The organism is Myxococcus sp. CA051A, assembly GCF_013336705.1.
Lineage (GTDB): Bacteria > Myxococcota > Myxococcia > Myxococcales > Myxococcaceae > Myxococcus > Myxococcus llanfairpwllgwyngyllgogerychwyrndrobwllllantysiliogogogochensis.
This window is the reverse complement of record NZ_JABUMS010000003.1, coordinates 164,144-186,604: the sequence shown is the minus strand read 5'-3', so window position 1 is coordinate 186,604 and position 22,461 is coordinate 164,144. Positions and strand designations below refer to the sequence as shown.

14 protein-coding genes are annotated in these 22,461 nt (G+C 71.0%); 6 read left to right on the top strand and 8 right to left on the bottom strand.

Translation table 11 applies throughout. From position 1 onward, the window contains the following. Positions 1 to 4: 4 nt before the first annotated feature. Both HUA74_RS10760 and HUA74_RS10755 read right to left on the bottom strand, forming a co-directional pair. Positions 5 to 3,931 (bottom strand): AAA family ATPase, encoded by a 3,927-nt coding sequence (locus HUA74_RS10760; protein WP_174454491.1) that lies wholly within the window; start codon positions 3,929 to 3,931, stop codon positions 5 to 7. Then, a complete protein-coding gene (locus tag HUA74_RS10755) occupies positions 3,928 to 5,172 on the bottom strand; it encodes an exonuclease SbcCD subunit D C-terminal domain-containing protein (protein WP_174454490.1) in 1,245 nt (414 codons plus the stop codon). The genes HUA74_RS10760 and HUA74_RS10755 overlap by 4 nt, the downstream gene beginning before the upstream one ends. A 236-nt stretch (positions 5,173 to 5,408) precedes the next feature. Here HUA74_RS10755 and HUA74_RS10750 point away from each other — a divergent pair, with 236 nt between their 5' ends. Then, the gene (locus HUA74_RS10750; RefSeq protein ID WP_174454489.1) at positions 5,409 to 6,044 is read left to right on the top strand and encodes a hypothetical protein; all 636 of its coding nucleotides are present in this window, start codon (positions 5,409 to 5,411) and stop codon (positions 6,042 to 6,044) included. Here the strand turns inward: HUA74_RS10750 and HUA74_RS10745 are convergent. The 3 genes from HUA74_RS10745 to HUA74_RS10735 form a co-directional block, all read right to left on the bottom strand. Next, positions 6,035 to 8,800: a sorbosone dehydrogenase family protein gene (locus HUA74_RS10745; protein WP_174454488.1), complete on the bottom strand. Its 2,766-nt coding sequence runs from the start codon at positions 8,798 to 8,800 to the stop codon at positions 6,035 to 6,037. The two genes, HUA74_RS10750 and HUA74_RS10745, sit on opposite strands and share 10 nt — an antisense overlap. Positions 8,801 to 8,952: 152 nt before the next feature. After that, entirely contained in the window at positions 8,953 to 10,836 is a 1,884-nt protein-coding gene (locus tag HUA74_RS10740) for a hypothetical protein (RefSeq protein WP_174454487.1), read from the bottom strand. Positions 10,837 to 10,845: 9 nt separating this feature from the next. Then, positions 10,846 to 11,571, bottom strand: a complete 726-nt coding sequence (locus HUA74_RS10735; protein ID WP_141643486.1) for a 1-acyl-sn-glycerol-3-phosphate acyltransferase — start codon at positions 11,569 to 11,571, stop codon at positions 10,846 to 10,848. A 160-nt stretch (positions 11,572 to 11,731) separates the two neighbouring features. Here HUA74_RS10735 and HUA74_RS10730 point away from each other — a divergent pair, with 160 nt between their 5' ends. From HUA74_RS10730 to gndA, 5 genes are all read left to right on the top strand, one after another. Then, positions 11,732 to 13,600, top strand: a complete 1,869-nt coding sequence (locus tag HUA74_RS10730; RefSeq protein WP_174454486.1) for a hypothetical protein — start codon at positions 11,732 to 11,734, stop codon at positions 13,598 to 13,600. 134 nt (positions 13,601 to 13,734) lie between these two features. Further along, the gene (locus HUA74_RS46620) at positions 13,735 to 14,730 is read left to right on the top strand and encodes a collagen-like protein (protein ID WP_174454485.1); all 996 of its coding nucleotides are present in this window, start codon (positions 13,735 to 13,737) and stop codon (positions 14,728 to 14,730) included. Positions 14,731 to 14,935: 205 nt separating this feature from the next. Beyond that, on the top strand, positions 14,936 to 16,477 hold the full coding sequence (gene zwf / locus HUA74_RS10720; RefSeq protein ID WP_174454484.1) for a glucose-6-phosphate dehydrogenase: 1,542 nt from the start codon (positions 14,936 to 14,938) through the stop codon (positions 16,475 to 16,477). Continuing rightward, positions 16,474 to 17,145: a 6-phosphogluconolactonase gene (gene pgl, locus HUA74_RS10715; RefSeq protein WP_141643482.1), complete on the top strand. Its 672-nt coding sequence runs from the start codon at positions 16,474 to 16,476 to the stop codon at positions 17,143 to 17,145. The genes zwf and pgl overlap by 4 nt, the downstream gene beginning before the upstream one ends. 21 nt (positions 17,146 to 17,166) lie before the next feature. After that, the gene (gndA, locus tag HUA74_RS10710; RefSeq protein WP_141643481.1) at positions 17,167 to 18,603 is read left to right on the top strand and encodes an NADP-dependent phosphogluconate dehydrogenase; all 1,437 of its coding nucleotides are present in this window, start codon (positions 17,167 to 17,169) and stop codon (positions 18,601 to 18,603) included. 27 nt (positions 18,604 to 18,630) lie between these two features. On the opposite strand, the gene HUA74_RS10705 is transcribed toward gndA, so the two are convergent. The 3 genes from HUA74_RS10705 to HUA74_RS10695 form a co-directional block, all read right to left on the bottom strand. Beyond that, positions 18,631 to 20,277, bottom strand: coding sequence for an acyl-CoA synthetase (locus HUA74_RS10705; protein WP_174454483.1), 1,647 nt, complete (start codon positions 20,275 to 20,277; stop codon positions 18,631 to 18,633). Between the two features lie 152 nt (positions 20,278 to 20,429). Beyond that, positions 20,430 to 21,863 carry a tetratricopeptide repeat protein gene (locus HUA74_RS10700; RefSeq protein ID WP_174454482.1) on the bottom strand — a complete coding sequence of 478 codons (1,434 nt, stop codon included), beginning with the start codon at positions 21,861 to 21,863 and terminating at the stop codon, positions 20,430 to 20,432. Then, on the bottom strand, positions 21,860 to 22,417 hold the full coding sequence (locus HUA74_RS10695; RefSeq protein ID WP_141643478.1) for an RNA polymerase sigma factor: 558 nt from the start codon (positions 22,415 to 22,417) through the stop codon (positions 21,860 to 21,862). The genes HUA74_RS10700 and HUA74_RS10695 overlap by 4 nt, the downstream gene beginning before the upstream one ends. Positions 22,418 to 22,461: the final 44 nt, after the last annotated feature.

Sequence of the window (22,461 nt, the reverse complement as noted above, 5' to 3'; positions counted from 1 at the left end):
GACCTCACGCGAGCTGCTGAACCGCGACGTACGGCAGGCCCAGGTCGCCCTCCACCACCAGCCGGCTGCGGCCTCCGCCCTGCTTCACCACGCGCACCTGCACACCGATGCGCTCAGCGAGCCCCGAGACGTGGGAGATGATGCCCACCTGTCGACCCGTGGCCTGGAGTGCGTCCAGCGTCGCCAGCGCCACCTCCAGCGTCTCCGGGTCCAACGTCCCGAAGCCCTCGTCGATGAAGAGCGTCTCCACCTGCGTCGTCTCCGACGACAGCGAGGCCAACCCCAACGCGAGCGCCAGCGACACCAGGAAGCTCTCGCCACCCGACAGGCTGGCCACGCCACGCACCTCGTCACCCATGTCCCCGTCGACCACCTGGAGGTCCAGGTCATGCCCGGGCACGCGCATCAGGCGGTAACGGCGCGCCAGCTCTTGCAAGTGCGCGTTGGCGTGCAGCAACAACGCGTCCAGCGTGAGGCTCTGGGCGAAGACCTTGAAGCGCTTGCCGTCATGCGAGCCGATGAGGTCACCCAGCGCCTTCCACACCTCGCCCGCACGCCTGCGCTCCGCCAGCGCCTGGGCCTCGCTGCCGTGACGGGCACGGGCCGCGTCGTCCGCCTCCAGCTTCGCGCGCAGCATCGCCTCGGCTCGGCGCCGCACCTCCACGTCCCCTCGCAGGTGCTCGCGGGCGGCGGTCGCCTCCTCCTCCGACAAGCGGGGCGGCCCGCTCGACTCGTGGCCCGTGCGCCGCTCACGTCGCTCGTCGCGCACCGCTCGCGCCTGGGCCTGGGCCTCGCGCAGCACGGCCAGCGCCCGAGCCTCCGCCTCGCACCACGCGGCATCGTTCGCCAGCAGCGCCTTCACCACGTCCAGCGACACACCCTGGGCCGCCAGCCGTTGCTCCAGCTCCTTCCGCGCCGACTCGCGGGACTCCCGCGCACGGGTGAGGTCGCGTGCCGCATCCTCCGCGCGGGCCAGCGCCACCCCTTCGGCTTGTCGTGCCGCTTCGGCTGACACGCGGGCCTTTTCGTAGGCCGCCAGCGCCGACTCCAGCTTCGCGCGCAGCTCCGCGCGGACCTCCTCCGTGGGGCGGCCCTCCAGCAGCGCGGCGCGGGCCCGCACCGCTGCATCCCGAGCCTGACCCTTGAGCGTCGCCTGAGCGGCGTCCTCCTCGGCACGGCGAGCGCTCACCTCCAGCAAGCCCTGCGCGTGAGCACGGTGTCGCTGTTCCTCGTCCTCCCGAGACTTCGCCTTCTGGACGATGTCCTCGCGCTCCTTCCACATGGAGACGCGCTTGCCGCACTTCTGGCGGAAGTCCGCCGGAGCGGCCTCCAGCTTGGCCTCCCATCCCGCGTCCGAGGCGAAAATGGGGGACACGTCCGCCAGGACCTGTCGCACCGTCGCGTCCGCCGCTTCCATCCGGGCCAGCCCCTCCTTCAGCGCGCCCTCCACTCGCGTGAAGGACTCTTCCGCGCGCCGGAGCGCATCGGCCGCCACCTCACGTCGGGTGCGCTGTGCCTCCAGCGCCGCTCTCGCCTCGCGCGCCGTCCGGGCCAGTCCCTCCGCCGCCTCTTCCTCGGACTTCAGCGCGGACAGCCGTGCCTGGACTTCGGCGACCATCGCCTCCAGCCAGACGCTCGCCTCCGGGCCCGAGCCCTCTTCGGGAGCAGACGCGGCATCACGCGCGCTGGCGACTCCCGGGGCCGATGTGGCGTCACGAACTCCCGCACCCTCTTCGCCGCCCGGCGACTCGGAGTCATGGGCCCCGACAACACCCTTTCGCGCACTGAGTCCAGGCCCACCTCCCGAAGACGCCGAGCCCTGAGTCCGCACCCGCCGCCACTGTTCGCGGCCCCGCGCCCACGCGTCACGGTGCTCTCCACAGCGGGCCGCCGCGCCCTCTCGCCGCGACTCCGCCTGGGTGACTCGCGCTCGCGCCGCCGCCTGCCTCGCGCTCGCATCCACTTCTTCGCGAGAGCACTCATTCCGCTCGGACTCCAGCGTCTCCACCCGCGCGGCGGACTCCGCCACCAACCCCGCCAGGGCCGGCACCTCATGCCGATACGGATGCTCCGTGGCACCACACAGCGGGCACGCCTCGCCCTCGCGAAGCAGCGCCCGCTGCGCCGCATGCCCCTGTGTCGCCTCCGCCACGGACAGCGCACGGCGCGCTTCCTTCAGCGCCGCTTCACGCTCCAACCGCCGCACCGCCGAGTCCCGCACCGCGACCGACGCGGACTCCGATTCCTCCCGCGCCGTCGCCGCTTCACGCGCGGCCTCTCGCGCCTCGACCTCTCCCGAACACAGGCCCTGCCGGGCCAGCTCCAGTGCGCGCAGCGTCTCCTGCCTCGCGAGCAGTGACTCCCGCAGCACCCGCCGCTCCACGCCCGTCCCCTCCCCCAACGAGGTCTCCGCGTGCGTCGCCGCCGCCTGCGCCCGCGCCTCGGCCTCCGCCGCCGAGTCCCGCTCCTGACGCCTCAGACGCTCCGCGTCCTTCAGCAAGTCCACGTCCCAGCGCAGCTTCTCCACGGCCGCCCGCGCCGTCTTCCCCTCGCCCAGCGCCACCTCGTAGCGCTCCAGCTCGCGCTGCCAGCGAGGCCACTCCCTCGCGAGCGCCTCCCAGTGGGCCTTCTCCAACAACCAGACCCGAGCCCCCTCTCCCGCCACCCGCGCGGCCTCCTCGCGGACCACGACTTCCTCGAGCACCGCCCGAGCCTTCGCCGCTTCGTCCTCCGACACCCGCGCCCGCGCCCGCGCTTCCTCCGCGTCACGCGCGGCCGCCACGCTCCGCGCATCCAGCTCCGCCGCGGCCTCCAGCGCCGGCGCCGCGACCTCTTGCGCCGACCGCGCCTCCTGCCGCCCCTCCTCCGCCACCCGCAACGCCCCCAGCAGTTGAGCCGCCCGAGCCTTCGCCTCCTCCACCTCCGCGCCACGGACCCGACCCGTGGCGTCCGCTTCCTCGCACCGACGCTCCGCCCCCTCCGCCGCCGTCACCGCCCCTCGGAACGACTCCGCCGCGCGGACCTCCTCCAGCTTCTTCGCCCGAGGCGCCGCCGCCGCCAGTGCCTCCGCCGCGCGCGACTCCTTCTCCTCCGCGTCTCGCTGCGCCCCCACCAGCGCCGATAGCTCCGCGTGCCACGCCGCCGCGCCCTCCGCCTCCCCCAGCCGCGCCTCCACGCCCTTGCGCGCCTCGGCCTCCTCGACGAGCCGCCCCTCCGCCGCGCCGCGCTCCCCGGCCTCCATGAGCGAAATCGCCGCCAGCCCGAGTTCCCGGCGCGCCAGCTCCTCCTGCTCGCCCTTGTTCTTCTCGTGGGCGGCCATGGACAGCCGGCTGTACACCTCCGTGCCGGTCATCCGCTCCAGCAGCTCCGCGCGCTCGCTCGCATCCGCCTTCAAGAAGGCCGCGAACTCCCCCTGCGCCAGCAACGCCGAGCGGCGGAACTGGTCGAACGACAACCCCAGCCGCTCCTGGATGGCCGCCAGCACCTCGCCCTTGGTGCGGCCGAACTGCTGTCCCGTGGCCACCTCCGTGAGCGTCATCTCCTGAGGCCGGAAGCGCCCCTCCGCGCGACTGCGCGCCCGCCACACCGACCAGCGGGCCCGGTAGCGCTTCCCATCCTTCCCCTGGAAGTCCACCTCCGCGAAGCCCTCGCCCGCGCCCCGCCGCAACATGCCGCGCACGTCATACGCGGACAGCCGTGCCTCCTCCTCCTCGTCCGCGCGCCCCACCGGGACACCACCCCGTCCGCCCAGCCTCGGTGTCCGGTCGAACAGCGCCAGGCACAGCGCGTCCAGCAGCGTGCTCTTGCCCGCGCCCGTCGCACCCGTAATCGCGAACAGTCCCAGCCTGTCGAGCGGCGGCCGGTCCAGCTCCAGCGCGAACGTCCCCGCGAAGCTCGTCAGGTTGTTGCCCCGGATGCAGAGGACCTTCATGACGCGTCCTCCTGCACCTGGGTCAGCAGCGTGTGGAATGCCTCCAGCAACACCTCCGAGGGCGGCTCCTCGTAGTCACGCGCATACCTCGCCCGGAAGACGTCCTCGGGCGTGCGCTCACGCAGCGACAGCCCTGGCTGGACCTCCGCCAGCGCGCCGCCCGTGCCCGTGTACGCGGGCGTCAGCTTCACCAGCCGCGCCGCGCGTCCCTCCAGCGCCTTCTCCACCTTCTGCCGCAGCGACGGCTCCGGTCGGGGCAGCGACACGCAGACCTCCAGGTAGGGACGCCGCCACTCCACCGCGTCCTCCTCCAGCGCCGGCAACGCCTCCAGCAACGCCAGCACCTCCTCCAGCGTCGCGGCGTCCCGCGCCGGCACGCGCACCATCTCCGCGCGACGCGGCACGGGCAGCGACTGCACGGCCTCCAGCGCGTCCCCCTTCAAATCCACCAGCAACACCTGGTGCCGATATCCCGCCTCCGACAGCGACAGCGGCAGGGGCGAGCCGCTGTAGCGCACGCCCTCGCGCCCACCCACGCGCTGCGCCTTGTGCAGGTGCCCCAGCGCCGCGTACGCGACATCGTCCGAGAACAGCTCCACGGGCAGCGCGTGCTGGTTGCCGCCCAGAATCTTCCGCTCGCTGAGCACCGAGAGCTCCGAGCCCGTCATGTAGCAATGGCCCATGGCCACCAGCGCCTGACCCGGCTGACGTCGGTGCCGCGCGGCGTCCAGCACCTCCGAGTACACCGCGCGAACGCCCTCCACCAACCGGTCCCCCGCCTCCTCCCGCACCGGCGGCAGGTCCGCGGGCCGCAGGTAGGGCACCGCCGCCACCCACGCGCCCACGTGTCCCTTCGCGTCGTGCACCGGCACCAGCAGTCGCTCCAACTCCAGCGAGCCCCCCGCACGCGGCAGCCCGCCCACCACTTTCACGCCCAGCGCCGCGAACAACGGGTCCGGCGCATCCAGCCGCGCGGCGGAGTCGTGGTTGCCACCGATGACGACCACGTCCAGCCGGGGCAGCCGCCGCCGGGCCTTGGCGACGAACTGGTACCAGGCCGCCTGCGCCTCCGCGCTGGGGTTGGAGGTGTCGAAGATGTCGCCGGCCACCAGCAGCGCGTCCACCGCCTGGGCCTCCAGCGTGTCCAGCAGCCACTCCAGGAACGCGCCGTGCTCCGCCTCCCGCGAGACGTCGTACAGCGTGTGTCCCAGGTGCCAGTCCGACGTGTGCAGCAAGCGCATCCCGCGTTCACCCTCCCTCACCCCACGGCACTCAGGCCGCCCGGCAGCCTCCTCCGGGGAAGCCGCCTGCTCCAAGCGCCGGGCGCCTGCTCCCTTACACGCTCCCTCTGACATGCGGACAAGCCCCTGGAATTTCGCGCCTTTGCGACCCCACCCGGCCCCACGCGTCCTGGGGGCGCGGTGAACCCGACAGGGAGACTGGCCGAGCCCGTCCTCTCGGGGGGATGCTTTCCCGCATGGAATCCACGTTCGTCCCATGGCTCGCGCTCCTGGGCACGGTGCTCTTCGTCGTGGTCGTGCTCACCCTCGCCGCCAGGGACAAGCGTCGGCAACGCAAGGCGTGGCTCGTCTTCGCGACGCGGAGAGGCTGGAGCTTCACCCAGTCCAAGGACTTCATGGAAGTGCAGGGGCTCCACCAGGACCGGCAGCTCTCCCTGCTCACCGAGGTCCGCGGCCAGAACCAGGGCTCGTACCACGTGATGGTGCTGCGCCTGGACGTGAGCGACGTGGTGCCCCAGGAGCTGCACCTGGAAACCGAGGGGCTGGGCGACAAGTTCCTGAAGCTGTTCAGCGTGCGCGACGAGGAACTGGGTGACGTGGCGCTGGATTCGGCGCTCAACCTGAAGGGCCTGTCGCCGGAATCGCACGCCCTGCTCACCACGCCCCAGGTGGGCGAGCATCTGCTGCGCGCCCACCGTCACTACCAGCGCTTCTCCATCGTCGCGGGACTGCTGGAGGCGGAGCACCGGGGCGTCCCCGCATCCACCTCGGCGCTGGAGACCCACATCGCTCCGGCGCTCGCCCTGGCCGACACCCTGATTCAGGCCGCCGGGCGAGCACCGGTGCTCAAGGCACGCAGCCGTCAGGCCTGACGGCGACGTCGGCGCGACATCGCCAGCGCGGCCAGGGCCACCCACGCGAGCGAGCCCACGGGCGCGGCGCCGCAGCCGCAGCCGTCATCCTCCCCCGGCGACTGAGGGCTGGGGCCAGCGTCGGGCTGCGAACCCGCATCGGGCTGCGAACCCGCGTCAGGTGACACGCCAGCGTCCGGCTCCGAGCCGGCATCCGGAGGCCCCTGCGGCACCAGCGTGCAGTCACCGTCACCGGCGCACACCTTCACCTCGACCTCGTGCCGCTTCCCCGAGGTGTCCACCACCGCGAACTTCACCAGGTGGCCACCGGGCGCCAGATCCGTCGTGTCCCAGCGGTTGTGCTCGCCGCCGAAGTGGAAGTGATTGTCCGTGCGCTCGTCGGCGTAGCGCCGCACTCCGTCGACGAAGAACTCCGCGCGCGTGCAGCCGTAGTCGTCGATGCAGTCGCCGTAGAACTCCGAGAACGCACCGGACACGCGCTCCTCCGCCGTGGGACGCGTGAGGACCGCGCGGGGCGCCTCGTCCTCCTTCACGGTGATGGAGAAGGTCTGAGTCGCATCCGGGGACACGGTGTTGGCCACGCGCACCTCGACGGGCACCGTCATCGCCGTGGTGGGCGTCCAGGAGATGAGGCCCGTGGCCGCGTCGATGGACATCCCCGGCGGCGAGGTGGTGAGCGTGTACGTGGGCACCGGCCTCGCGCGCGCCTCCACATCGTAGCGATACGGGTTGCCCACCACCGCGGTGAGGGGAGCCGTGGAGGTGATGACGGGCGCCAGCGGCTCGTCATCCGCCTCGGTCACCGTCACGGCGCGCGAATCCAGGCCCGTCGCCGACACGGTGAAGGTGGCGACGCCATCCGCGTTGTCGGCGTCCGAGGCGGCGCTCAGCGTGACGGTCTGCGGCGTGCTCCAGTTGGTCGTCGTGAAGGTGAGCGCGGCCCCGGACTGCACGGTGAGGTCCGTGTCGCCCGCGGTGCGCGCCACCGTGACGCTCACGTTGCTCGCGGGCGCGCGGTTCATCGACACGTCGAACGTCGCCGTCCCGCCCTCGTTGATGCTCACGTTGCTGGACGAGAGCACGAACTGCGCGGAATTGTCCTCGATGGTGGTCGCGAGCACGGACTCGGAGGTCAGCCCGCTGGACGCCACGGTGAAGGTGGCCGTGTCCACGACCGCGTCCGCGTCCTCCAGCGCCTCAATCGTCACGACGCGCGGAACGCTCCAGTTCCCCGGCGTGAAGGTGAAGGTGGAGACACCCGACAGGCGCAGGTCGGTGCTGCCGCCCGCCGCCCTGAAGGCATCCACCACGACAGAGGCCGTGGGAGCCTCCGCCAGCCGCACGGTGAAGGTGGCCCGGCCGCCCTCCACGACGCGCGGGTAGAGTCCGGTCACCACCAGGCGCTGTCCGGGAGCGTTGGGCACGATGCGGCGCAGACGCCCGTTGGTGACGCCGATGGTGTACAGCGCGCCGTCGGGTCCCACCGTCGCGTCGACATACGAGCTGAACTCCGTCCCCCACAGGTCCACCGTCGCCACGGTATTGTCCTGCGCCAGCGTGGCGCGCGCGAACTTGCCGGAGACATAGTCACCGAAGAAGTAGTTGCCGCGGTACTCGGCTGGGAAGAGCGTGGAGTCGTAGAAGACGCCGCCGTTCAGGCAGGCCCCCAGGGCCTGGGTCTTCGCGGTGCCACCGCCGCTGCCGACATCGGGCAAGCCCGTCTGCGTCAGCGTGAAGGTCGTCGCGCTGGGGACGCTGGCGACGTAGAAGTCCCCGTTGAACGAGGCATCCGACACGCCCTCGATGGTGAGCTTCTCGCCCTTGCGGAAGCCGTGGTTGCCGGTGGTGGTGAAGGTGGCGATACCGCCCGCGCGCGCGGCGCCCGTCGCGGTGAGGGTGCGCGTGTCGATGTTGTTGGTGCGGTACTTGATGACGGGGGTGATGTAGTCGTTGCCGGCCGGCTGGTTGTTCTCATAGTCGTTGTAGCCCGCGTGGTTGCGCCGGTTCACCACGAAGGTCTGCTCGTAGCCGTCGCCCACCACGTTGACCCAGAGCAGGCCGGTGCTCGGCTGGAAGGTCAGCGTGAACGGATTGCGGACGCCTCGGGCCCAGATGTACTCGTTGTTCGGCCCCACGCCGTCGTTGAACGGGTTGTCGTTGGCGGGCGTGCCGTCGCGGTTGGCCCGGCTCACCTTCGCCGCCATCGACGTCAGGTCCGCATCCACACCCGTGCCGTTGCCCAGGTCGCCCACGGCGAAGTACAGCTTGCCGTCCGGCCCGAAGCCGATGCCACCGCCGTCGTGATTCTCTCCGCGAGTGGGCAGCCGCGAGACAATCACCGTGCGCGCCGTGCCCGTGCCGTTGGAGTCCGTGTAGCGGACAATCTGCTGCTCCGACGCGGAGACGGTGACGAAGATGTAGACGTAGCGGTTGACCGTGAAGTTCGGGTCGAACGCGATGCCGATGACGCCGCACTCGCTGTTGGTGTGGACGACCGGCTCCGTCGCGAACAGGCTCGTCACCAGCGCGGCGCCGCCTGGCGTCGTCGTCTGCGGCAGGCCGTTCTCCGTCGAAACCACCCGGATGGCCCCCGACTTGATGGTGATGAACAGGCGCCCCGAGCCATCAGGGGCCCACGCCATGCCCGTGGCCTGATTCAGGGTGCTCGACTGGAAGACGGTCTCGGTGAAGCCGGTGGGTACGGCGGCCCAGACTGGCGCTGCGAGCAATAGAAGCAGAATCAAGAGTTGGCGCATGGCCCGGAAGATACAGCACGGGGCCCGTGCGCCCCGTCCGTCAACTGAACCGAATGCGTCGTGCGAGTTCGCACGCTCACCGATTTCTTTCAGCGAGGCTGTGGCCTTCACTCCCAGGTGGCGCCACGACACGGAGCTTTCCGCCGAGACACCTACCAGTCCGCGCGGGTGACTCGATACATGACGGCGGAGCTGAGGGGACAATCGAAGAGCCGCTCGAAGGCCTGACTCCGTGCGCGCAGCAGATGCTCGGCGGGACTCTCTCGACGCACGCTCACCCAGCGCGGCCGGAGGGCGCGGAGCTTGTCGAGGTACACGCCGTCATTGCCCTCGTGGTTGACGTACTCGACGCGATTGCGCAGGTCGTCCGTCCAGTACTCGCCAAGGAAGGACGTCGCGCTGTCGTACGCCACCACGTCACCGGAGCGCAGCTCCTGCTCGCGCAGGTGCATCGCCTCCAGTGGCCACAGCCAGCCAATCTGCAACCGGAGGCGGTCCTCGTCTCGCACGTCCGGGGTGGCGCGCGGCCCCAGCGTGGGCAACACCCGATAACCCACGGAGGCCTTCGCGAAGGACGCCACGCAGAGAAAGGCCGCGAGGGCGGACAGCGGCGCCTGGAGATAGCGCGTGCCCACCTGTCGGTGCAGCACGGCGAACGCGACCAGCCCCGCGGCGGGAAGCCCCAGCGTGAAGCGGCCCCACCACGCCGCGGGAACCAGCACCGCCAGGCTCGCGAGCAGCGGCAGCGACAACCGGAACCAGCGCTCACGACTGAAGAGGGCCGACGCGCTCACCCACAACAGCACGGGCAGGAGCAGGTACGGAAAGAGCCAGCCAAAGGCGCGCTCGCGCACGTCGGGCCAGTACATCCCCTCGCGCGCGCTCCAGTTGTCCACCATGCGCGCGAAGGCCCCGGGCGCACCGAAGAACGCCGGCGGTCCGGCGATTTCCTCCGCGCCGATGGGGCCCGCCAGCTCACGTCCCAGCACCCGCATGCGCGCGGGCCAGAACGGGTTGCCGGTGCGCGCCGCGTTCTCCACGTACGTGGGTGCGCCCAGCCAGAGCAGCAGCAGCACCGCGAGCCCCGCCTGTCCCAGCGTCCGCCAGCGCGCGCCCTTCGCGCGTCGCAGGACGAGCACTCCTCGCACCAGCAGCAACGGCGACAGGAGCGCGAGGTGGAAGAGGCCCGTCACCTTGGTGCCCGCATACAGGCCCAGCGCTAGCAGCGTCAGCGTGCGCGCGACGGGGCTCCAGTCCCGCTCGGTGAGGAAGTAGAAGGCGGTGATGAACAGCGCGCCGGCCACCACGTCGGCGTGCGAGGTGTGCAGTTGGAGGAACACTGCCGGCAGGGTGAGCCACATCGCGCCCAGCGAGGCGGCCAGCGCGGGGCTCGCGCTCGCCCGGCGACAGAGCGCGGCCACCGCGAGCGCTCCGAGCAGGCCGAAGGGAATCTGCGACAGGTCATCCAGCCGCGTGTGCCGGGGCAGCAGCACGTTCCAGACGGAGAGCAGCTCGGTGAGTTCGGGGTAGCCGTTGACGTACCAGACGGAGGTGTCCACCCAGGTGATGCTGCCCGTCTGCACCGCATAGTTCGTCTTGGGGACGTGGTACCAGACGACGTCCCAGGCCCAGTTCGGGTAGTACCAGGCGACGACGCAGGAGAGCACGAGCGCGCACGCCGCTGGCAGCAGCGCCCAGGCGGCCAGCTCCTGGCGCCGATGGATGTCGCGCAACAGTCGCACCGGGGCGCCCAGGTCCGCGCGCAGTCGGGCGAGCAGCTCCGCGCCGCCGACGCGCAGCACGGCCACCGCGAGCATGGCCCCGTGGAGCACGAGCCCCGCGACGGCGAGCTGCACGCGGCCCAACTGCCCCGAGAGGCCCAGCCCCTGGACGCAGGTGAGGATGCTCGCGGCGCCGAACAGGAGCGCGGCCATCCAGCGCTCCAGCGTGGACCGCTCACGCAGGAGCGCGGCGGACAGCGCCCACGCACCGGCCACCGCCAGCAAGGTCTCCAAGGTCCAGAGTAGCCAGCCCATGCGCGTGACTCAGCCGCCGACGGCGAGGGTGCGCTCGTACAACGCACGCACCCGCTCCGCCAGCTCCACCGCGTCCTCGCCCAGTGACTCCGGCGGCAGGGCCGGCAGGACTCGCACGCGCATGGACGCCCGCGCGTTCATCCAGGGCCCGTCTCCGTCGAGCAGCTGCGTCGTGCCCTCCACGACGATGGGCACCACCGGAACGTGCTCCTCCAACGCGAGCTGGAAGGCGCCGCGCTTGAAGGGCAGTCGCTGTCCGCCCGTCGCATAGGTGCCCTCCGGGAAGATGAGGACGGGCATGCCCCGACGCAGCCACTTGCGACATGGGTCCAGCAACTGGTGCATGGCGCTGGACGAGCCCCGGACGATGGGCACGTAGGCCAGGAGCGTCATCATCCAACCCACCAGCGGCAGGTTGAACAGCGAGGCCTTCGCCACGAACTTGTACGGGTGGTTCAGCCCCATGACGGCGAGGATGTCCATGGCGGACTGGTGGTTGACCACGATGACACACGGGCCCTGGGGCAGGTGCTCACGGCCCTCGAAGCGCGTGCGCCAGCCTGGGGACAGGTGCAGCCACAGCCAGTGGCACCAGCCACACACCAGCCAGTGCAACATCCGGCGGTCCCGGTCGACGGGGAACGTGACGAGCAGCAGCAGCGCCCCCAGCGTGAAGAGCACGGGCGCCGTGAGCAGGAAGACGAGCCAGAACCAGACGGTGACGAGGTACTTCATCGCGGTGCACGGCGCAGCGGAAGGGGACTCTCGCGACAAGCCGGGGAGAGGTCGAGACGGACGCCCGGGCATATCACCTTTTGGCCCCCGCGACGTGCGCGGGACGCCCGCCCGCCTGGCGCTGCTATCATCCCGGCGCCCTGCCTCGAGTCCGGAGTACATGAGCCTCCCCACGCCCAGCAACCCACCGCTCCCTCGCTTCAAGACCGACTGGGAGCTGGCGTTGACCGCCGGCCTTGTCCTGGCCGCGGTGGCGGCGGGGGCGTACCACTGCGGCTACCTCGCCACGCCCGTCGTGGACGACGCCGCCATCTCCATCGCCTACGGCCACAGCTTCTTCGAGGGGGCGGGGCTGCGTGTCACGCCTCACTCGCAGCCCGTGGAGGGCTTCTCGAACCCCCTGTGGACGCTGCTGCTGGGGCTGAGCCAGCCCCTGGGCCTGGCGCCCGACACGTACGCGCACTCGCTGGGCATCATCCTGGGTCTGCTGGCCCTGCCCCTCTTCGCGCTCTGGGGGCCTGTCTCGGCGCGCCGCCGTCCGCGACTGGAGGACGTCGCGGCGCCCTGGGTGGCCGCGACCAGCCCCATCTACATGACGTGGATTTCCAGCGGCATGGAGACCGGACTCCAGGCCCTCCTCCTGGCCACGGCCGGCGTCCTGCTCCTGCGCGAGCTGCGCACGGGCCGGGGCGCGAGCGCGGGCCTGGCGCTGGCGTTGCTGTGCCTCACCCGCCCCGAGGGACTCCTCTACCTGCTGGGCGCCGGCCTCTTGTGGTTGACGCACCGGACCCTGGAGCGACGCTGGACCGGACGACAGGCGCTGGGCATCGCCTGCTGGCTGCTGGTGCTGGTGGGCGGATGGTACGCGGTGCGGTGGACCTACTTCGCGGACCTGTTCCCCAACACCTATTATGCCAAGCGCTTCTGGAAACTCGACGGAAGCAAATATCTGAAGGACTACCTCCACCTCTCCCTCCCGCTGGTTCAGCTCGCCCTGGCAGGCGCCGCTCTGGGGTTGATGGGAGGCGTGGCCTCCGCGAGGAGTGCGGCGCTCGGCGCCCTCTTCCTGGGTGCGGGTGGGTTCTTCGCATGGCGCTCGGGTGACTGGATGCGCGAGTGGCGCTTCATCGCGCCGCTGGTGCCCCTGCTGGGCGTGTGCATGGCGTCGGGTCTGTCGGGCGTGCGTGCGCGCGCGGCGGGGCTGACCACGCGCGGTGAGCGCTGGCGCTGGCCCGCGCGCATCGGCGTGGGCGCCGTGGGAGTGGCGGCCCTCTGGCTGGGTCTTCCCGCCCTGAGAGAGGCGACGCTGCGCGCGCCTCGCATCAAGGCATCCCCGGAGCTGCCCTTCCAATACGTCGCCAGTCACTACGTGGGCGTGAAGCGGCTCGCCGCCGAGCTCGGTCAACTCCGGCCGCTGGTGGCGGCACCGGACCTGGGCGGGCAGTCCATGGTGCTCCGCGAGGCGGAGCTCGTCGACGTGGCGGGACTCGGCGACTATGCCATCGCGCATCACTCGGGCAATCCCCAGGCCCTCGCGGACTACCTCCTGTCGGAAGGGCCCCCCTTCCTTCTCGACTCACACGGCCCGAGCCACTACCTGACGAGACTGCCCGGCCTGATGCCGAACTTCCGGCATATCGGCGGGACGGAGTGGCAGCTCATCGGCCTGTCGGCCACGGAGGACCCTCGCTGTCCGGGAGGAAAAAGCGCGGCGCTGGCGCCGGACCGGGAAGCACTGACACGCCTTCTCGAGCAGGACATCCGGGACGGCGAAGCGGAACGGGGCCTGAAGCGCTGGCGCTGCGTGCTCACGTACAAGCCATCGAGCGAGTTGCCTTCGCCCGGGGAGCGCGAGCGACTCGCGGACCTGGCCACGGAGCGCGGCGAAGCCCTGGAGGAGGAAGAGCAGCGCATGCCCGCGCTCCGGCTCTACTCGCTGGCCACCTTGCTGGACGAGGGCAATGCCCACCGACGCCGGAGAACGGAGTTGCTGCGCGCCCAGGTGTTTCCACCGCCCCCGGGCATCTGAACCCGGGTCGCTTCACCCGGGGCTCCAGAAGGCAGACGCCGTGGAGGAGAGGGATTCGAGGGCACGTACTCGCCGTGTCTCGGCACATGCGATGTATTGCCCCCGGCAGGGCAAGCTGATACCGGGCGCGCCCTATGACGAAGACCCCCTGGCGCGCACTCGCGCCATTGCTGCTGTGCTGCCTGTTCACCACCGCCGCCTGCACCACCGAGGGCCCCACCGGAACCCAGGGTCCGCAAGGTCCCCAGGGCCCCCGAGGTCCCGAGGGCGGTCCGCCGGGTCCTCAGGGAGAGCAGGGGCTCCAGGGCGCCCAGGGGCCCAAGGGCGACACCGGTGAGCGCGGGCCGCAGGGCGTTCAGGGCGCGCAAGGCGTTCGCGGCGAGACAGGCTCCACGGGGGCACAGGGTCCGCAGGGAATGGAAGGGCCTCGCGGCGTGATGGGTCCCCAGGGAGTCCAGGGCCCCAAGGGCGACACAGGGGCGCAGGGACCGATGGGGCCCATGGGCCAGGCGCCCCAGCTCTGCACGCCGGGCGAGTCCTTCTGCGAAGGGACCTCGCTGTGGTCCTGCACGCGCACCGGCACGGATGCGGTGCTGGGCATGAAGTGCGAGGGAGATGGCACGGCCACCAATCCCATGGGCTGCTTCACGACCGGCTGCAACGGGAACGCCGCCGCGTGCTGTCGCACGGTGAAGCCCACCTGCCACTGGAACCTGACCAGCCCCAGCTCCACGGGCGTGTTCTACGAAGCCAGCACCTACTCCACGACGCCCACCACCGGTGAGTGGTTCTGCTCGCCGCCGACGTACTGCGCCACGGACGACGGCTTCGACGTGAGCCTCACCCACTTCACCTCCCGGGCTCCGACGTGCGGAGTCGCCTTCACCGGGGTGAGCTTCCGCATCAAGCGTCCCCTGCCGGCGCCGGGAACCGTCTACACGCTGCCGGACTCCCGGGTGACCAGCATAAGACTCAACAGCCAGTTGCCCACCTCCGCGTGCGGCTCCTGGACGGGGCGCCTCACCTGGAACTCCGAGGTCCCCACCTGGAGCGTGAGCCTCGACCTCACGTGCTCGGAGACGGGCAAGAGCCACATCCGGCTCGTGGGCACCTTCGGCGGCGACCGCTGAGTCCGCGCCAGGGTCGCCACGCACGGTCCTCCCTCGACTGAGCGTGGCGACTCTGGAGGCCCGCCGTTAGAGCAGGCCCCGCGAGGCGCTCTTTCGGACGCTCCAGACGTCACGCGCACATCACTGCGCGCACTCTGGCTTGCCGCGAGGCAACGGGAGCGGCGTAAGGTGGCCCCGCACGAAGGCACTCGGAGGAGGCAGCGGAATGGACGCGCAGGGCCTGCACATCGAGACGCATCCCCGAGAGGGAGACCCGCTGCTGCGCGCCACGCGCCCGGACCCATGCACGGTGGTGCTCTTCGGCGCGACGGGAGACCTGGCGCAGCGCAAGCTGTTCCCCGCCCTCTTCGAGCTGGCGCGCGCCAACCTCCTGCCGGACCACTTCTCCGTCGTCGCCTTCAGTCGCTCGCAGCTCGACGACGAAGCCTTCCGCGACCACGTGAAGGAAGGGCTGCGGAAGTTCGCGCGCACGCAGCCGCTCGACGAGGCGACGTGGCAGAAGTTCGCCCCGCGCCTGGAGGGCATCTCCGGCGGCTATGACGACGCGGAGTCCTTCAAGCGCCTGCGCGAGCGGCTGGAGCAGGTCGCCAAGCGCCAGGGTACCGAGGGCAACCAGCTCTACTATCTGGCCACGCCCGCCTCCACCTTCCCCCAGATTCTGCACAGCCTGGCCGGCGCCGGGCTGCTCAAGCGCGAGGAGCATCCGCAGGCGAAGCCCTGGCGGCGGCTGGTCATCGAGAAGCCCTTCGGTCACGACCTGGAGAGCGCCCGCGAGCTGAACCGCGAGCTGGCGGCGGTGCTGGACGAGAAGCAGATCTTCCGCATCGACCACTACCTGGGCAAGGAGACCGTCCAGAACATCCTGGTCTTCCGCTTCGCCAACGCCATCTTCGAGCCGCTGTGGAACCGCAACCACATCGACCATGTGGAAATCACGGCGGCGGAGGCGATTGGCGTGGAGGGCCGCGGCGGCTTCTACGACGAGACGGGCGTCATCCGGGACATGGTGCAGAACCACCTGCTCCAGGTGCTCGCGCTGTGCGCCATGGAGCCTCCGGTGTCCTTCGGCGCGGAGGACATCCGCGACGAGAAGAACAAGGTGTTCCGCGCGCTGCGCCCCGTGGAGGGCAAGGAGGTGGCGCGCGCCGTGGTGGCCGGTCAGTACGAGGGCTACCTCAAGGAGAAGGGCGTCAAGCCCGACTCGCGCACGCCCACGTACGTGGCCATGAAGCTCAGCGTGGACTCGTGGCGCTGGGAGGGCGTGCCCTTCTACCTGCGCGCGGGCAAGGGCCTGAAGAAGCGGATGACGGAGGTGTCCATCCACTTCAAGTCGGTGCCCATCGGCCTGTTCTCCGGCGAGGGCGCCACCTGCCAGCGGCTGCAGCCCAACGTGCTCACGCTGCGGATTCAGCCCCAGGAGGGCATCGCCCTCTCCTTCGAGTCCAAGGTGCCCGGCGAGGACGTCAACATCGCGGGCGTCACCATGGACTTCAACTACGAGGAGAGCTTCCAGAAGCCGGTGCCGGAGGCGTACGAGCGGCTGCTCCTGGACTGCATGCGCGGCAACGCCACCCTCTTCGCGCGGCAGGACAGCGTGGAGCAGGCGTGGGCCTACGTGACGCCCATCCTCCAGGCCCTGGAGTCCGGAGAGGGAGGCACGGTGCACCCCTACACGGTCGGCAGCACCGGCCCCCAGGCCGCCTCCGCGCTGCTGGCCCGCGACGGGCGGCGGTGGACGCAGCTATGAGCGCGCTGCCTCCACGCATCGTCCCGCCGGAGAACCTGGCGCGCGCGGCCGCCGAGTGGATGGCGCGGTCGCTCCAGACGTCGCTCGCGATGAACCGGCGGGTGAGCCTGGCCCTGTCGGGTGGAGGCACGCCGGGCCCCGCGTACCGGGAGCTGTCCCGCCTGACGCTGCCGTGGGAGCGGGTGGACCTCTACTTCGTGGACGAGCGCTTCGTTCCGCCGGACCACCCGGACAGCAACTACCGCATGGTGGAGGAGACGCTGGTGGCTCCGCTGCGGCTGTCGCCGTCGCAGGTGTTCCGCATGGAGGGCGAACGCGGGGACCGCGAAGTCGCCGCGCGCGAGTACGAGGCGAAGCTGCCGCCGGTGCTGAACGTGGTGTTGCTGGGGATGGGAGAGGACGGGCATACGGCCAGCCTCTTCCCTGGCCACCCGGCGCTGGAGGAGCAGAGCCGGCGCGTGCTGTCCGTGGTGGGCCCCAAGCCGCCGCCCTGGCGGATGACGCTCACGATGCCGACGCTGCTGTCAGCGAGCGCGGTGCTGATGCTGGTGGCGGGCGCGGGCAAGCGGGAGACGGTGCACCGGGCGCTCGCGGGCGACCCGGCGCTTCCGGCGGCCCGGGTGACGAATGCGCAGTGGATGTTGGACTCCGCCGCCGCGGGACGGTGAGCGGGCCTTCTCGGAGGATGCATGAGTGCGGCAGCGAGCGCCCAGGCGGGCGCGCAGTTCGGCGTGGCGGGAATGGGCGTCATGGGCGCGGCCCTGGCCCTGAACATCGCGGACCACGGCTTCCGGGTGACGGCGTGGGACCGGCATCCGGAGCGCATCGACGAGATGCACCAGAAGCACGGGCATCCGGAGCTGAAGGGCACCGCGTCGATGGAGGAGTTCGTCTCGCGGCTGGAGCGCCCCCGGCGCATCCTGCTGATGGTGACGGCGGGCGCGGCGGTGGACCAGATGCTGGAGCGGCTCTTCCCGCTCCTGTCGCCAGGCGACGTCATCATGGACGCGGGCAACTCCTGGTTCCTGGACACGCGCCGGCGCGAGGAGCTGTGCAAGTCCAAGGGACTGCACTTCCTGGGCGTGGGCGTGTCCGGCGGCGAGGAGGGCGCGCGTCACGGCCCGTCCATCATGCCCGGCGGCCCGACGGAGGCGTACGCGCTGGTGCGTCCGGTGCTGGAGGCCATCGCCGCGCGCACCGATGAGGGCCTGTGTGTCACGCACGTGGGGCCGGATGGCGCGGGCCACTTCGTGAAGATGGTGCACAACGGCATCGAATACGCGGACATGCAGCTGCTCGCGGAGACGTACGACGTGCTGCGCCGGGGCCTGGGCCTGTCGGCGGAGGGCGTGGCGGACCTCTTCGCGCAGTGGAACCAGGGCATCGCCGAGTCCTTCCTCTTGGAGACCAGCATCAAGGTGCTGCGCAAGAAGGACGCGGAGACGGGCAAGCCGCTGGTGGACCTGGTGCTGGACAAGGCCGGGCAGAAGGGCACGGGCAAGTGGACGGTGCAGGTGGCGCTGGATTTGGGCGTGCCGGTGCCCTCCATCGCCTCCGCGCTGGATGCGCGCAACCTGTCGTCGATGAAGGACCAGCGCGTGGCGGCGAGCCACAAGCTCAAGGGCCCCTCGGAGGCGCTGTCCTCCGAGGAGAAGGCGCAGCTGGCGGCGTGGGCCCATGACGCGCTGTATGCGGCGCGGGTGGTGACGTACGCGCAGGGCATGCGGCTCATCCAGGCGGCGTCAGACGAGTACAAGTGGAACATCTCCCTGGCGGAGATGGCGCGCATCTGGCGAGGCGGCTGCATCATCCGCGCGAAGCTGCTCACCCCGCTGCGGGAGGCCTTCACCCGCCAGCCGGAGCTGCCCAACCTCCTCGTCTCGGACGCCTTCGCGCCGGTGCTCGAGAAGCTGTCGCCGTCCTGGCGCAAGCTGGTGGGCGCGGCGACGAAGCTGGGCATCCCCGTGCCCGTGTTCAGCTCGTCACTGGCGTACCTGGACAGCTACCGCAGCCCGGAGCTGCCGCAGAACCTCACCCAGGCCCAGCGTGACGCCTTCGGCGCGCACACGTACCAGCGCCGGGACAAGCCCGACGCCGGCTTCGTGCACTCGGACTGGAACAGCTGACAGCGCTTCGGAGCCGGGGTGACGTCCTCACCCCGGTTTCGGCGGCGTGGCGCGCAGCTCCGCGCGGCGAATCTTGCCGCTCACCGTCTTGGGCAGCTCGGAGACGAACTCCACCTCGCGCGGGTATTTGTACGGCGCCGTCGTCCGCTTCACGTGCTCCTGGAGCTCCTTCGCCAGCTCCTGTGACGGCGTGAAGCCCGGTGCCAGCACCACGTACGCCTTCACGCGCTGGCCAATCTTGTCGTCGGGCACGCCAATCACCGCCGACTCCGCCACCGCCGAGTGCTCCAGCAGCGCGGACTCCACCTCGAAGGGGCCCACTCGGTAGCCGGACGTCTTGATGACGTCGTCCGCGCGGCCCACGAACCAGAAGTAGCCCTCCGCGTCCCGCACCGCCCTGTCCCCGGTGACGTACCAGTCCCCCCGGCGGCAGGCCGCGTTGGCCGAGTCGTCCCCCACGTACTCCTGGAACAACCCCACCGGCCGCTCCGGCGCCACGCGCACCGCGATGTCGCCCTCCTGGCCGTCCTTCACTTCCTGCCCCGTGTCGTCGATGACGCCCACGGTGAAGCCCGGGGACGGCTTGCCCATGGAGCCCACGCGCGGCTCCACCGAGGGGAACATGCCCACCACCACCACCGTCTCCGTCTGCCCGTAACCCTCGCGGATGTGCAGCCCCGTGGCCGCCTTCCAGGAGTCGATGACCTCCGGGTTCAGCGGCTCGCCCGCGCTCACCGTGTGGCGCAGGGACGACAAGTCGAAGGCCTTCAGGTCCTGGAGCACCAGCGAGCGCCACGCGGTGGGCGGCGCGCAGAAGGTGGTGACGCGCTGGGACTCCAGCAGCTTGAGAATCCTCCCCGCGTCGAAGCGACCCCGGAAGTCGTAGACGACGTTGCACGCGCCCTGACTCCACGGGCCAAAGAGCTTGCCCCAGGCACACTTGGCCCAGCCCGTGTCACTCAGCGTCAGGTGGCGGTCCTCCGGCGTCAAATCCAGCCAGTACCGCCCGGTAATCACGTGGCCCAGGCCGTAGCTCGCGTGCGTGTGCAACACCATCTTCGGCATGCCGGTGGTGCCGGACGTGAAGTAGATGAGCAGCGGGTCCTCCGCGCGCGTGGCGGCGAAGGGCTGGCCATGCGCGCCGGTGCCCACCGTGCCTGCCTTGTAGGAGACCCATGGCTCGGGGGCGCCATCGCCCACCGCCACCCAGGTCTCCACGCGGCCGGTGCCCGCGAGTCCCTCGAAGCGGTCCAGGCAGCTCACGTCGGCGATGACCGCGTTGGCGTCCGCCGCCACCAGTCGGTAGCGGATGTCCTTGACGGTGAGCATGGGCGTGCCGGGCATGAAGACGATGCCCACGCGGATGCAGCCCAGCACCAGGAACCACCACTCCGGCACCCGGGGCATCATGATGAAGACCCGGTCGCCCTTCTTCAGCCCCAGGCCCGCGAGGAACTGCGCGGCGTGAATCGAGCGCTGCCGCACGCCCTGCCACGTGAAGCGCTGCTCGCGGCCGGACTCGTCGGACCACAAGAGCGCCAGCGACTCCGGACGCTCGGTGGCGTGCCGGTCCACCACGTCGGTGGAGAAGTTGAAGTGCTCGGGCCGCTCCCATCGGAAGTCACGGTGGGTGGCCGCGTAATCGCTCATGTTGCGGGGCGCGAACTCAGGCATGCGGGCGAGCCTGCCACGCACCCCAAGGACACCGCGCTCACACCGTGCGGCGTTCGCACGGTGGACAACAGCGCGACGCGCCCTACAAAGACGAAGGGGCCGGCCCTGATGGACCGACCCCTCGACACCTCAGCGCGGACGCCGCGTCGTCCTCAGTTCAGCTCCATGCACGGGACGATGTTGCCCAGCCCGTTGCACGTCAGCATCGCGTCCATCAGCTGCTTCTCCGCCAGCGCCGTGTGGCCGGCGGCCAGCTCGCGGCGGATGCTCTCACGCTCGGCCAGCAGGTGCAGCCACGGGTCCGGCGTGCCCTCGGCGAAGCCGCGCAGCGCGCTCAGCGCCGTGCCGTCCACCACCGCGCTCCCCGTATGCACCAGCGCCCCGAAGTAGATGTCCCGCTCCCCCGAGCGGCGCAGCGACTCCAACAGCGCCGTGGCGTCCTTCTTCGTCTCGCGCTCCCTCAGGAGCCCCGCATACCCCTGCGCCAGCGGCGCCCTCGCGGCGAAGTCCCGCGTCGCCACCTGCCGCACGTAGTCCTGCAGCACCGAGCCGCCCCCCAGCGTGTCCAGCTCCTTCGCGAGCGGAAACAGCGCCTCCACGCCCTCCTTCGAAGTCACCGTGCGGACCGCCTCATACAGGGCCGCGCGCGCCACCACCGGGCGCTGCGCCAGCTGCTTCGCGTCCCAGGGCGCCTCCCCCGTCAGCGTCAGCCACGCGTCCGTCACCTGCCGCCACCACCGCACCCGCTCCTCCGCCAGCTGCGTGCGAAGCTCCGCCGCCATCCGACGCGCCTCCGCGCTCCAGCCCTCCTCACCCAGCGAGGCCACGGTGTCGAACGACGCCGCCGCGCGGTCCAGCAAGTCCCTCTCCCTCAGCACCAGCGCGCGGTTCCACAGCGCCTGCGCATGGTTCGGGTTCTGGCGAAGCGCGCTCGTCAACAGCCCCAGCGCCTCCTCGTACCGCTGCCGGCTCAGCGCCACGACCGCCTGGTCGTTCGCCTTGTCCGCCGACTCCGGCTCACGCCCGAGGAACGCCTCCGCCTGCTGCCAGTCCCCGCGCAGCGCATACGCCGCGGCGATGCCCCGGAAGTCGTGCCGCTCCTCCAGCTCCGCCAGCGGCCGCAGCGGCAACATCTCCGACGCGTGACTGGTGCCCCGCATCGGGCTGTAGGGAAGGAAGCGGTCCGCCTTCGGATGGCTCAGCCGCGCCTCGAACGTGCGGGAGTCCGCGCTCGCCAGCCATACCGCGTCCGGAATCTGGGGCGGCTCCTGAAAGCGGAACACCCCCACCGCGGCCAGGCCCGCCGCCAGCGCCAGCGGCACCGCCGTGCGGTAGACCTTCTGGAGCCTGGCCCGCAGCGGCACCACCTTCGCGGACACCGGCTCGGCCACCTCCACCGGCTCGGCCACCGGAGCAGCGCCCCCCAGCGCCCGCGCCGCGAGCAGCTCCAGTTGCAGCAAGTCCCTCAGTCCCGATTCGCACTCGGCGCACCGCGTCAGGTGCTGCCGGAAGGCCTCACCCTCCGTGGCGGAAAGCTCTCCGTCGACGAAGAGGTGCAGTCGGTTGTTGGTGCATGGCGTCGTCATGAGCTCGTTGCCCCCCGCTCCCGGGCCACCGCTACCTGTGGCAGCAGCAAGTCCTTCAGGTCCCTGCGTGCCAGGGTGAGCCAACTGCCCACCGTGCCCACGGGAACGTTGAAATGCTCGGCGATGGCGTTGTAGCGCTTGCCCTCCGCATGCAGCCGGTAGGCGTCGCGCAGGTGCGGCTTCAGCCGCTCCACCGCTTTCTGGAACTCCTCGGTGCTCACCAGCTCCCAGTTCTCCTGGGCCTCCCCCTGCGCCACCCCCTCCTGCACCAGGGCAAGGTGTGGCATCCCCCGCGACTCCGTCCGCTGCCTGCGGCAGTAATCCAGGAAGCGGTTGGTCATCGTCGTACACAACCACGCCGCCGCCGCCGCGTCCGTCCGGTCCTTCAACGCCTCGAAGTCCTGCATCGCCCGCTCGAAGGCCTCCTGGACCAGGTCCTCCGCCTCCAGGCTCGAACGGGCGGACAACCGGCGCGCCAGGCCCAGAAGACTGGGCCGGTGCTGTCGGATGAACGCCTCAAAGCGCCTCCGCTCCCGGTTGAAGAGGTTTGCCATGTTGTCCTACATGCTCGCGCGGCAGGTTTCCCAGTCAAAGACGC